This is a genomic window from Pseudoalteromonas sp. S3178, assembly GCF_005886985.1.
Classification (GTDB): Bacteria; Pseudomonadota; Gammaproteobacteria; order Enterobacterales; family Alteromonadaceae; genus Pseudoalteromonas; species Pseudoalteromonas carrageenovora.
In genome coordinates, this window is record NZ_PNCW01000019.1 from 113,402 (window position 1) to 126,021 (window position 12,620).

The window sequence follows — 12,620 nt, forward strand, 5'->3', positions numbered from 1 at the left end:
TTGATGCCAAAAACTGATAATTTAGATAACTACGATATCCCGCAAACTATGCGCGCTATTGTACTGCCAGAGCCAAATGAAGCAATTAACTTAGCTGATGTTGAGATGCCTGTTCCAGACTGTGCAGACAACGAGCTACTAGTAAAAGTAGAGTACGTTGGTTTAAACCCAGTTGACGGTTATTTTGCTAAAACCGGCTTTTGTAAATGGCAATACCCACATGTTTTAGGCCTAGACGCTGTAGGTGTTGTAGTTAAAGCTAAAAAAGGTGTATTTCCTAATGTTGGCGAACGCGTAATGTGGCACGCCAATATTGGAGAGCAAGGTGCGCTAAGTGAATACACAAAAGTAGCTAACTTTGCAGTGTCGGTTGTGCCAGATGCGTTAAATCCAGCTATTGCAGCCACTTTGCCGTGTGCGGGTATGGCTGCACTAATAAGTTTGGATAAAATTAATATTAGTGAAGGTGATACTGTTTTAATTGAAGGTGGCTCAGGGGCTGTAGGCCAATTTGCGATTCAATACGCTAAGCAGCGCGGGGCAGATGTGTTTGTAACCGCATCAAAGCGTAATCATAAAATGGTTAAGCAACTAGGGGCTGACGCTGTCTTTGATTACAACGACAAAAAGTTGTGTGAAAAAATACGCCGCGAACTCGGCCCGCAAGGCTTTGACGCAGTTATTGATACTATTGGTGGGGACACAACTCTTCGTAACATAGAGCTTATGCGCTTTTGTGGACGAATTGCTTGTTTAAATCCGCTACCTAATTTTGATCAAGACTTAATGTATCATCGAGCGCCTAATATTAGCGTGGTATCAATTGGTGGAGCATGGCTTGCAAACAGTTTGTGTGCGCAGCAACGCTTAAGTTTTATGGGCAATTTGTTACTCGAAGGGGCGGTTAATAGCGATATTAAACACCCAGACATAACACCTGTAGATTTTAGCGCCGAATCTGTTTCGCAAGCGCTTAATAAACAACTGGCTGGTGGTTTTACCGGCAAGCAAATTGTTAAAGTTGCCCGATAACAAACCTAAAAAGTTAACGACAAACGCAGCCATAATTGGCTGCGTTTTTTTATGCCTTTAAAAAGTTTAGGGACCTTCCCCCTTATTTCGTGTTTTTATTCACCAATCTCGCAAAAAAAATATATTTCAGAGTACAAGTGTAAGCCTTTTTGTTTCAACAGTTTACGTCTTCGTAAAGAAAATAAATTGAAAAAACTGTTAATTAATTGAATAGAGTAATTGATCTAAACGAATTTTTATGACGTAATGTAGGTATTATTATCTGGTCGGATGAGTTCAATCATGAGTTTACGTACAAAATTAAAAAAAGTATTACCAAGTATTTCAATCACTGAACAAGAAGCGCTAGACGCAGGGGATGTGTGGCTAGAAGGGTCTATCTATCAAGGTAAGCCAGATTTCAGCGCGCTACGCGATGTACCTGCAGCTACTTTAAGTTCAGATGAGCAAGCATTCCTAGACGGCCCTGTGCAAGAGCTACTTGGCATGATTGACGATTCAGTTATTCAAAACGGTATTCACTTACCTGACGATATTTTAGAATTTTTGAAAAAAGAGCGTTTTTTCTCGCTTATCATTCCTAAGTCGTTTGGTGGCTTAGAGTTTAGCCCTTATGCAAACTCTACAATTGTGGCAACTATTGCAACTAAAAGCTCTGCAGTAGCGGTAACCGTTATGGTTCCTAATTCATTAGGCCCAGGCGAGTTATTACTTCATTTTGGTACACAAGAGCAACAAGCTCATTACTTACCTCGCTTAGCTAACGGTACAGACATTCCATGTTTCGCGCTTACAAGTCCAGAAGCGGGTTCTGATGCAGGCGGCATTCCAGATGTGGGTACTGTTACCAAAGGTTTATACATCGGTGAAGAAGTACTTGGCCTTGAAATTACATGGGATAAGCGTTACATCACACTTGCACCAATCGCTACGGTACTTGGTTTAGCCTTTAAAGTAGTTGATCCAGATGGCCTACTTGGCGGTAAAGAAAACCTGGGCATTACTTGTGCACTTATTCCAAAAGAGCACCCAGGTGTAGAGCTTGGTAACCGACACGACCCAATGGGTATTCGTTTTTACAACGGTACTACACGTGGTAATAAAGTATTTGTACCAATGGACTTCATTATTGGTGGTCAGAAAAACATCGGCCGTGGTTGGCAAATGCTGGTTAGCTGTTTAGGCGCTGGCCGTGGTATTTCTTTACCTGCGCTAGGTGTAAGTACTGCACAAGTTGCATTTAAATCAGCATCTGAATACGCAGCAGTGCGTGAGCAGTTTGGTTTAGCTATTGGCCAGTTTGAAGGTATTCAAGAAAAACTAGCCGACATTGCAGGTAAAACGTACCTACAAGAAGCAATGCGCGTGCTTACAACTGAAGGTTTAGGCATGGGCTTAAAACCATCAGTCGTTACTGCAATCGCTAAATACCACATGACAGAGCTTGGTCGCGATGTGCTAGATTCAGCTATGGATATTCAAGCAGGTAAAGCAATTCAAAATGGTCCGCAAAATACACTTGCGAGCGGTTATGTTGCACAGCCAATTGCTATAACAGTAGAAGGCGCTAACATTCTTACTCGTAACCTGATGATCTTTGGTCAAGGTGTTATGCGTTGTCACCCATACTTACAATCTATGGTTGAATCTATCCATAGTGAAGACAAAGGCGCAGATAAAGAGTTTAACGGCATTTTACGTAAAACAATTGGTTACAGCACAGCAAATAGCTTACGTGCGTTCCGTTTAGGTGTTTTACCATTTACAGCAAGCGCCAACTCTGATTTACCAGAAGTACGTGAATACGAAAAAGCAGTTCATAAGTTATCAGCTAAATTAGCGGTATATGCAGACTTCTCGTTACTTGTACTTGGCGGTAAATTAAAGCAAGCTGAAATGCTTTCTGCACGTTTAGGCGATGTTATGAGCTTTTTATATGCGGCAATGGCTTCAATCAAATATTACGAGCAAAAAGTAGCAAGCAGTGAACGCGAGCAAGCAGCGCCGTACTTCCATTACGCAACTCGCTTTGCTCTACAAAGCGCTGAAGAAGCACTGCATAAGTTTTTAGATAACTTCCCTGCAAGCGGTACGCGTAAGTTTATACGTTTTGTAACTATGAACTACTCAACTAAAATGCCAAAAATTAGCGATGACTTAATCCGCGAACTAGCTAAGCAAGCTCAGCTAGATACCGCATTTAAAGCGCAAATTACGCATTTAGTTAAACCAGTAGAAGGCGATGGTCATTACATTAATGAACAAGCTTACAAAGCTAAAATGGCATCACTTGGTGAGCTGGCTAAAGTTAAAAAAGCACTGAGAGCTAAAACAATTAAACCAGGCATTCGCTTTAACATTACGCTTGATAATGCACTAGCTGCAAACGTGATTACCGATGCTGAGCATGCTCAGTTAATTGATTACAACATTAAACGTGAAAAAGCGATTCGTGTAGATGAGTTCGACTTTGATATGAACTTACTAGATGATAACGCACAGCCAGTTAACCCACTTAAAAGTGTAGTTAACCAATAACATTAAATTCAATGATGCAAAGCGCCCGCAGTACCGGCGCTTTTATTCTCATTAAAAAATTAGTGTGGAGCCCCGCTTGTGTAAAAACAAGCGGGGCTTTTTTATGTGTGTTTCAAAGTAGCAATAGATAGCGGTATTGATTTGTAAGCGAGTATGTATGTGTAGGGGGTTGAAAAGAGACGTTTAGAATCCAGGGTCTAGTTTAGCTCCTTTTAGTATTCAATAAGATACGCATGCTAAGTATCATTACCCTAAGGCTAGATATTGATTGAAGTTGTGGATAGCTCAGTTAAATATCACTTAACTGATTGATAATACGGCAATGATGATGTTTTTTTGATTTACTTTATGGCATTTTATTAGTTATTTGTTTGGCTTGATAATTGGCTTTTTATCTGGTTTACGGCCTCCTAGGGAGTCTCTTAGCTCTTGAGTTAATTCAGCGAGTGTGTGTTGTTTTTCTTTGCCAATACGCGCTTGTATGTATTCGTCTACACTTGCCCATGCCATTTCTATGTCATCAATTATTGCTATTCCTCTGGGTGTTAGGCTAAGTAGATTTCGTTTAGCGTTAACTGGGTCTTTTTGGGTGGCGATGAACCCTAACGCAGTTAAGCGGCCTGTCATTGTGCTCATGCTAGCGGCGGTAATATCAAACTCTTTTGCAAGGTCTATTTGCGATGTTTTTCCTAAATGGTTTAACGCCTTAATAACACGTGCTTGGGATGAAGTAATGCCCAACGTTAATAGTTTTACACTTAGATACTCTTGAATTAAATCGGCGGAGTGCAGTAATAAATGAAACTTATGTTTAGATGGTTTAATAGTCATAGTCAGGTATTCCTTTATTTATAGTTAGCGTGCTAACATAGGCTATTATAGCGTCGTTAAAATTTTAATAGAAGCGACATTTTATTACTTATAGGATTTAAAGGAAGCAACATGGGTCAAGGTTCCTCGCGTATTGGCACTATTTTATTGTCCATTACTTTTTTATCGGTGTTAGCCGTTTTAATAATGATGTTTGGCGCTCGATTAGATTTTTGGGAGCCTATTGTTGGCTTTGGCTACTTTAGAACTTACCTTAACCCGATTGGTTATGTATTAGTTGCGCTAGGAGTTATTGGCTTTTTATTTATTCGTCGCGGCTCAGGTGCGACTAAAGCGATAATTACAGCCTTAGTTGGCCTGTGCATGTTAGCACCCATGATCTATGGGGTTGTTAAGCCAGTAAAACGCGGACCTCCTATTCATGATATTACAACAGACACTAGCAACCCTCCAGTGTTTCTATTTTTGGATGACAGCCGTGAAGGAGCTAAAAATACTTTAGTTTATGCCGGTGAAAAAGAAGCTGAAATTCAGAAAAAGTTATATCCACATATTGCGCCGATTGAATCTGATATAGCACCCGATTTAGCGTTTGAAAAAGCATTGAATATTGCAAAAGAAAAAGGTTGGGAAGTCGTTGCGCAAGATCCTGCTGCACTGCGCTTTGAGGCAATTGCGAGAACACCTGTGTTTGCGTTTGTGGATGATGTTGTTATTGTCGTGACTCCTAAAGCTCAGGGTAGCCGCTTAGACATACGTAGTGTGTCTCGTGTTGGTCGCAGTGACCAAGGTATTAATGCCGCAAGAATTAGCGATTTTATTGAAGCCTTTAACCTATAATGCAAATACGTATTTTACGCTTTTTGTTAATTTAAGCAAAAAGCGTAAAAAGGTTTTATTGCGTTAACCTCAACTCTAGCATTTAAGTTAATATCCCCGCTATTTATCTAATATAAGCAATTATTGCTTCATTAAATTCTGAATTACTTTTATCCATTCAATACCTAAAAGTTGGGTTTGTAATAGTGTGCTTAATTTAACTATGCTTTACATCTTAGCCAATCATCTCCACCTTTTGAGGCAGTAAAATCAGAAAGCTATCAATGCGTGATATATTTCCGCCGACTTTTTTAAATAATTGTTTTTTAAATGAAATATTTAATTTCTTGACCTTTTACAGGTTCTTCTTCTTTCAGTTTCTTCTGATATGCATGTGAGTATAAATGGTAAAAATCGTAGTCTGACCCAACAATAGCAATCAATAGAATAGAAAGTATTAGTTAATTTTATAATTTTTAAGACTTTAACCCAGTCTTAACCTTAGGGCTTATAAAGTGTGCTCATTATTGATCTATAGTAAAAGTGCGCATTTGCTCATTTGAGCGTTTGAATAAGTTAATTGAAATAAATAAGGACTACTATATGAAGATGTACCCGATAGCCTCATTAGGCTTTATGATGACGGCATTGTTACTATTAAATGGCTGTGATGATAAACCTGATATGCCTCCAATATCACGAGTTAATGAGGTATCTTATATTAATGTTACTTCTTCAAAGTATGAGATTGATACTCAGCTTCAAGGTCGTGTTTCAGCTTCACTTTCTGCTGATGTTCGCCCTCAGGTAAGTGGTATTATTCAAACCCGATTATTTAGTGAAGGGCAAGCGGTAAAGCAGGGCGATACACTTTACCAAATTGACTCTAAAACTTATCAAGCCGCTTATAACGAAGCTAAAGCTACATTAAATAGTGCAAAAGCAGCGCTGGCCTCAGCTAAGTTAAAAGATGAGCGATATGCGAATCTGTTAAAAATTGAAGGTATTTCCCAACAAGATGCTGACGATGCACATGCTGCGCATTTAGAAGCAAAAGCAGATATAGAAATGTATCAGGCTGCATTAGAAACTGCGGCTATTAACCTTGAATACACCCATGTACTTGCCCCTATATCGGGACGTATTGGTATCTCTGAAGTTACACCAGGCACTTTAGTTACGGCTCAGCAAGACACCAAATTGGCAACTATTCGTGCGTTAGACCCAATATACGTTGACTTAACTAGAAGCAGCAAAGCGTTATTACAACTACGAAAATTAATGCGCCAGAGTGAGATAAAACAAGGCACAGCTGAGGTTAAATTAATACTTGAAGACGACAGCACTTATGAGCATGTAGGTAATTTAAAAGTACAAGAAGTTGCAGTAGATGAGTCAACCGGTGCGGTCACTTTACGCGCCGAGTTTCCTAATCCTGATGGGTTATTATTGCCAGGTATGTTTGTACGCGCTTCGATAAGTGAAGCGGTTAATGAAAATGCGATTTTAGTACCCCAGCAAGGTATTTATCATAGTGCAACTGATCAGGCATACGCGTATATTATTTCTGCAGATAACAAAGTAAAAAAACGCATTGTTGAAACTGCTAGTGCCGTTGGTAATAAGTGGGTTGTTACGAGTGGCTTAGCTGTTAATGAAAAATTACTTGTTGAAGGGTCCTCTAAAGTAGGGCCAGGTAGCGAAGTAAAACCAGTTCAGGTCGGGTTAGATCAAGATGGTAATGTAGTTGCCATTGCTGATAACACAGCTGCAACGTCTATGGCTGGGAGTAAATAATTTATGTTAGCACGTTTTTTTATTGATCGACCTGTGTTTGCATGGGTCATATCAATTATTATTATGCTCAGTGGAATAGCGTCAATTATGTCGCTGCCAATTGCGCAATATCCAAGTGTTGCTCCACCGGTAATTAGTGTCAGCACAACTTATACAGGTGCTGATGCCCAAACCGTCGAGAACAGTGTTACTCAAATTTTAGAGCAACAGTTAACAGGGCTCGACGGTTTACTTTACTTTTCATCCTCGAGTACGTCTGCTGGTTCTGCAACGGTAGATATTACGTTTGAGCAAGATACAGATGCCGACTATGCGCAGGTTCAAGTTCAGAATAAAGTTGAACAAGTTACCTCTCGGTTTCCTGAGTCTGTGCAATCTGAAGGTGTAACGGTAACTAAATCAAATACCGATTTTTTATTGGTTGCTGCGTTATTTGATAGTAAAGATCAATCGACAGCTTCAGATATTTCAGATTATATTTCTTCAAATATGGAAGATGCATTAGCTCGGGTTGAAGGAGTAGGGGATACACGTGTGTTTGGCTCTGAATATGCGATGCGTATTTGGCTAGACCCAGCAAAGTTAGCAGCTTATGAACTTATGCCCTCTGATATTACTACAGCACTAGAAGCGCAAAATATACAAGTGCCTGCGGGTAATATTGGTGCAAGTCCTTCTTTAGCAAACCAAGAGTTAAATGCAACGGTGACGGCTCAATCAATGATGTCTAAACCAGAGCAATTTAAAAATATTATTTTAAAGTATGATGCTACCGGCGCAAATGTATTACTTAGTGATGTGGCTCGCGTTGAGTTAGGGAGCGAAAGCTACGATATTATTTCTAAACTTAACGGTCACCCAGCTTCGGGTATTGCAATTATGCTTTCGCCAGGCGCAAATGCTTTAGATACTGCAACAGCCGTAAAAAATAAAGTTGCGCAATTACAAGAAAGCTTACCAGATGGTTACGATATTGCTTTTCCACGTGACAGTACTGATTTTATTAAAATCTCTATCACCGAAGTAGTACACACACTAGGTGAAGCCGTAGTACTTGTTGTATTAGTTATGTGGATATTTTTGCAAAACTGGCGTGCAACATTGATCCCAGCAATTGCCGTACCGGTCGTATTGTTAGGTACGTTTGGTGTGTTATCTGCGTTTGGTTTTTCAATTAATACGCTAACAATGTTTGGTATAGTACTGTCGATTGGTTTACTTGTTGATGATGCGATAGTCGTGGTAGAAAATGTAGAACGGTTAATGGAAGAGGAAAACCTATCGCCACGTGATGCGACTATCAAGTCTATGTCTGAAATTACGGGTGCACTTATTGGTATAGCGGTGGTGTTATCTGCGGTATTTTTACCTATGGCATTTTTTAGCGGCTCTACTGGAGTGATTTATAAACAGTTTTCGGTGGCAATTGTATCTTCAATGATTTTGTCAGTTATTGTTGCACTTACACTTAGCCCAACTTTGTGTGCTACTTTTCTTAAACATAAAGCTCCTAAAGAAAACAACGGTACTGGCCGTGTAACTTTGTTTGCTCGCTTTAATATTATGTTTGATAAATTATCAGAGTCTTATTCGAATAAAGTTGCTCGTATCATCAACAAAAAAATACGTTGGGTTATTGTATATGCGGTGATCATTGGTGTACTTGGTATGCTTATAATTCGAATGCCAACGGGTTTTTTACCTAATGAGGACCAAGGCAGTATAATGTTCCAGGTTAATTTACCTCAAGGTGCATCAATAAAGCGCACGCGTGCTGTAGTGGATCAAGTTCAAGAGTACCTAATGGATGAAGAGAGCGAGGTCGTTAATAAAGCATTTGCAATCTCAGGCTTTAACTTCTCAGGTTCAGGGCAAAATGCAGGCATGGGTTTTGTTGCCATGTACCCATGGGATGATCGAACCGAAGATGATGAAAGTGCTGATGCACTCATCGAGAGGATCAATAGAAACTTATCGGGTATTCGTGATGCAAGTGTATTTGCTTTATCACAAGCAGTTATACAAGGCCTTGGCCAAAGTAACGGTTTTACCTTTGAGCTGCAAGCTTCAGCAAATACGAGTCGCGAGGAGTTAACGCAGTTAAAAAATGAGCTATTAGTTCGCGCTAGACAAAGCGAGTTATTAACTAGCTTGCGCGAAGGCATATTAAGCGATACGCCACAGCTTAATATAGAAATAGATAACTCTAAAGCGACTTCTTTGGGATTAACCTTGTCTGATGTTTCATCTACGTTGACTTCTGCATGGGCAGGTTCGTATGTGAATGATTTTATTGACGATGGAAGAGTGAAAAAAGTATACATAGAAAGCGATGCACAATTTCGATCAGAACCAGAGGATTTAAATCATTGGTATGTGCGCGGTCAAAATGATGAGGGCGAAACGACTATGACTTCATTTGAAGCTTTTAGCACCTCGTCATGGTCTAGTGCGCCGCAAACGCTGTCACGATTCAATGGTATTGCGTCGTATCAAATTCAAGGTTCTGCCGCCAGTGGTGTTAGTTCTGGTCAAGCAATGGAGGAAATGGAGCGATTAGCTGATGAAGTAGGTCAAGGTAAATTATCGTACTCTTGGAGTGGTTTATCATACCAAGAAAAGATTTCGAGTGGGCAGTCGACGACCTTGTACGCTATTTCTATTTTAGTCGTATTTTTAGCCCTAGCAGCTTTGTATGAAAGTTGGTCTGTTCCATTTTCGGTTATTATGGTTATCCCATTAGGTCTGATAGGTGCCGCTTTAGCATCTACTTTACGTGGTTTAGATAATGATATTTACTTCCAAGTTGCACTGTTAACTACTATTGGGCTTTCTGCTAAAAATGCAATATTGATTGTTGAGTTTGCTGAGGCGTCTTATCAAAAAGGCATGTCATTACTTGATGCTGCGGTCAATGCAGCTAAATTAAGACTTCGCCCTATTATTATGACCTCGCTGGCATTTATGTTTGGTATTTTACCTTTGGCTGTTTCTACTGGAGCGGGTGCTAATAGTCGTATTTCTATAGGTACTGGTATACTTGGTGGTACTTTAACTGCAACGTTATTAGGCATATTTTTAGTGCCAATGTTCTTTGTATTAGTTCGTGGTTTGTTTCCTAGCCGTCACCCTGTTTATAGTGACAAGAGCGATGATCAACAATCACTCGCGCAACCTACTAAGCAAGCGGAGAATGGCCATGAATAATGTTTTTAATGACTCAAGTTTTTATACTGTTAACACGATGACTAAAAGCGCGAAACAATTGACCAAGCGTGGTTGTAATCTAACATTTTTACCTCTTTTAGGCGCAATGATGTTAGTAGGGTGTAGCACGATGGCCCCCGACTATGAGCGTTCGCAGATGACTGAATCTAGCCAATGGCAAGTTAAACCATTGAAGAAAACCTCAGGAATATCAACGCAAAAAGCGTTAGATATTCCTTGGCAAGACTTTATTAAAGAGGAGCGTTTAACGCAGGTTATTGAACTAGCACTAAATAACAACCGCAGTTTACGCGAAGCATTAGCTGATGTTGAAGCTGCACGTGCTACATATCGAATTCAACGATCTGATTTATTTCCAGATGTAGATGTTAGCTTAAGTGGCAATCGAACTAAGTCATCAACGGGTGACATTAGCACGACCTATGAAGCTCAAGGTGGCTTTAGTAGCTACGAACTAGACTTATTTGGTAAAAACCGCAGTTTATCAGATGCAGAAATGCAAGCCTATTTAGCGAGTGCTGAAACGGCTAAGGCTGCCAAAATTACCCTTATAGGTGAAGTAGCAAATGCTTGGTTAACATTAGCGGCTGATAGTAATTTGTTAACCTTGGCCGAAGAAACGGCTAAAAATGCTCAGCGTGCTTTAGAGATCACAAATAAACGTTTGTCATATGGGGTTGATACACGAATAGATGTTACGAGTGCTGAAACTATCTATTATTCGGCATTATCTGATATTGCCAATTACAAAACACTAGTAGAGCAAGACAGAAATGCACTGAGTTTACTGGTGGGCGATAAACTAGATGAAGACTTGTTGGCTTATAGTCTTCCTGAAAATGAAGCGTTGGTTACTGATGTGCCAGCCGGCTTATCATCAACAGTGCTGCTAGAACGGCCAGATGTTTTATCTGCAGAGCATGATCTAAAATCAGCTAACGCGAATATTGGTGCTGCACGAGCGGCGTTTTTTCCGAGTATTTCGCTTACAGCAACAGGTGGCTTAGCTAGTTCTGTGTTGTCTGATATATTTACAGGTGGTGCTAGTTCAATTTGGAATATTGCTCCGAGTATTAGCTTACCTATATTTGATGGAGGCGAAAATAAAGCTAATTTGGCTTATTCTCAAGCGCAGCAACAAAAGTATTTAGCTGCATATGAGTATGCTATTCAAAGTGCGTTTACCGAGGTTTCAGACGCACTTGCAAGGCGAAGCACAATACAAGATCAGCTTAGTGCTGAAAATGCATTAGTTGATGCTGCAACACGTAGTTATAATCTTTCGTTTTCGCGTTATAAAAATGGCGTTGATAGTTTTCAAACTGCACTTGAATCACAGCGTACTATGTACAGTGCTAGTCAGTCGTTAATTACGACTCGCCAAACAGATTTAGAAAACCGTATTTCACTTTATAAAGTGTTAGGTGGCGGCTTAGCTGTAAACGAACAGGATCGTGATAGTTCACCACAATAACACTTATTTACTGCCATAAAAGCCGAAGACATGTTATTTGTTTTCGGCTTTTTGTTAGGCCCATTTATAGGAAACAGCTACCCTACTGCATTAACTCTGCTTTGCCTAAGCATGCTGCTGTAAATTCAACCAACAAACATGCCCTAGACGATATTAAAATTTTTTAAAAAATAAACTAGACACCCATCTTACATAAACAACTACATAAACAACTACATAAACAACAATGACACCCACACAAATATTTTACAGCAATAAACTCTAAAAAATAAAATAAGCAAAACCACAAGGCCAAATAGAACGTACCTTACTAATAAACTCTATTTTTAGGTTATGTTATGAAACACATCAAATACCTTGCCTTACTCGCATTCAGTTTGTTATCAAATGCCAGCGAAAGTATTCCATTAGATGATATTTTCACTTTACGGTGGAAAAACCGCCTAATAATTGTCAATCAACCTACAAATCCAGATAATGCATTAAGCCTTATGAAAAAATATTCAAAAGATATTAATGAGCGAGACATTGTTTGGTTTATTTTGAAAGAGGGTGGGGCTTTAACTAACTACTCTGGTCGGTTATCTGATTCATTCATGTCAAATGTCCAGCAGCAGTACCGACTCAAAAAAAATACTGTTACTTTAATAGGAAAAGACGGCGGTATTAAATCTCAAGAAAAGAGCATTGATGTTCAAACGCTTTTTTCAACCATAGACGCCATGCAGATGCGCCAAAGAGAAGTACAACTAAATCAATAAAAAACTAAAAATCAATATTAAACTCTGAAAGCTGTTTGTTATTTTTACTTGAGATTTTAGCATTCAGCGAAAAGTACAATAAACTAGACACCCATCCTAAATTTTGCGTCCTTAAAAGTTAAATAATAGCCTTTATTTAG

8 protein-coding genes are annotated in these 12,620 nt (G+C 39.4%); 7 read left to right on the forward strand and 1 reads right to left on the reverse strand.

Annotated features, from left to right (window positions below; translation table 11 throughout):
• The first annotated feature begins 3 nt into the window (after positions 1-3).
• A complete protein-coding gene (locus CWC11_RS05325; RefSeq protein WP_138681833.1) occupies positions 4-1,032 on the forward strand; it encodes a zinc-binding dehydrogenase in 1,029 nt (342 codons plus the stop codon).
• 282 nt (positions 1,033-1,314) lie between these two features.
• The gene (locus CWC11_RS05330) at positions 1,315-3,570 is read left to right on the forward strand and encodes an acyl-CoA dehydrogenase (protein ID WP_138681834.1); all 2,256 of its coding nucleotides are present in this window, start codon (positions 1,315-1,317) and stop codon (positions 3,568-3,570) included.
• 363 nt (positions 3,571-3,933) lie between these two features.
• Here the strand turns inward: CWC11_RS05330 and CWC11_RS05335 are convergent, their stop codons facing one another.
• Positions 3,934-4,401: a MarR family winged helix-turn-helix transcriptional regulator gene (locus CWC11_RS05335; RefSeq protein WP_138681835.1), complete on the reverse strand. Its 468-nt coding sequence runs from the start codon at positions 4,399-4,401 to the stop codon at positions 3,934-3,936.
• Between the two features lie 111 nt (positions 4,402-4,512).
• Between CWC11_RS05335 and CWC11_RS05340 the strand changes: the two genes are divergently transcribed.
• From CWC11_RS05340 to CWC11_RS05360, 5 genes are all read left to right on the forward strand, one after another.
• Positions 4,513-5,241 carry a DUF1499 domain-containing protein gene (locus CWC11_RS05340; RefSeq protein WP_138681836.1) on the forward strand — a complete coding sequence of 243 codons (729 nt, stop codon included), beginning with the start codon at positions 4,513-4,515 and terminating at the stop codon, positions 5,239-5,241.
• A 582-nt stretch (positions 5,242-5,823) separates the two neighbouring features.
• Positions 5,824-7,017 carry an efflux RND transporter periplasmic adaptor subunit gene (locus tag CWC11_RS05345; protein ID WP_171038396.1) on the forward strand — a complete coding sequence of 398 codons (1,194 nt, stop codon included), beginning with the start codon at positions 5,824-5,826 and terminating at the stop codon, positions 7,015-7,017.
• A gap of 3 nt (positions 7,018-7,020) precedes the next feature.
• On the forward strand, positions 7,021-10,224 hold the full coding sequence (locus tag CWC11_RS05350; RefSeq protein WP_138681837.1) for an efflux RND transporter permease subunit: 3,204 nt from the start codon (positions 7,021-7,023) through the stop codon (positions 10,222-10,224).
• 109 nt (positions 10,225-10,333) lie between these two features.
• Positions 10,334-11,719: an efflux transporter outer membrane subunit gene (locus tag CWC11_RS05355; protein WP_138681892.1), complete on the forward strand. Its 1,386-nt coding sequence runs from the start codon at positions 10,334-10,336 to the stop codon at positions 11,717-11,719.
• A gap of 338 nt (positions 11,720-12,057) precedes the next feature.
• Positions 12,058-12,480 carry a DUF4174 domain-containing protein gene (locus tag CWC11_RS05360; protein WP_138681838.1) on the forward strand — a complete coding sequence of 141 codons (423 nt, stop codon included), beginning with the start codon at positions 12,058-12,060 and terminating at the stop codon, positions 12,478-12,480.
• The last annotated feature ends 140 nt before the right edge of the window (positions 12,481-12,620 follow it).

Coding starts and splice junctions, on each gene's coding strand:
- CWC11_RS05325 (WP_138681833.1), top strand. CDS start 4: ATGCCAAAAACTGATAATTTAGATAACTACGATATCCCGCAAACTATG.
- CWC11_RS05330 (WP_138681834.1), top strand. CDS start 1,315: ATGAGTTTACGTACAAAATTAAAAAAAGTATTACCAAGTATTTCAATC.
- CWC11_RS05335 (WP_138681835.1), bottom strand. CDS start 4,401: ATGACTATTAAACCATCTAAACATAAGTTTCATTTATTACTGCACTCC.
- CWC11_RS05340 (WP_138681836.1), top strand. CDS start 4,513: ATGGGTCAAGGTTCCTCGCGTATTGGCACTATTTTATTGTCCATTACT.
- CWC11_RS05345 (WP_171038396.1), top strand. CDS start 5,824: ATGAAGATGTACCCGATAGCCTCATTAGGCTTTATGATGACGGCATTG.
- CWC11_RS05350 (WP_138681837.1), top strand. CDS start 7,021: ATGTTAGCACGTTTTTTTATTGATCGACCTGTGTTTGCATGGGTCATA.
- CWC11_RS05355 (WP_138681892.1), top strand. CDS start 10,334: ATGTTAGTAGGGTGTAGCACGATGGCCCCCGACTATGAGCGTTCGCAG.
- CWC11_RS05360 (WP_138681838.1), top strand. CDS start 12,058: ATGAAACACATCAAATACCTTGCCTTACTCGCATTCAGTTTGTTATCA.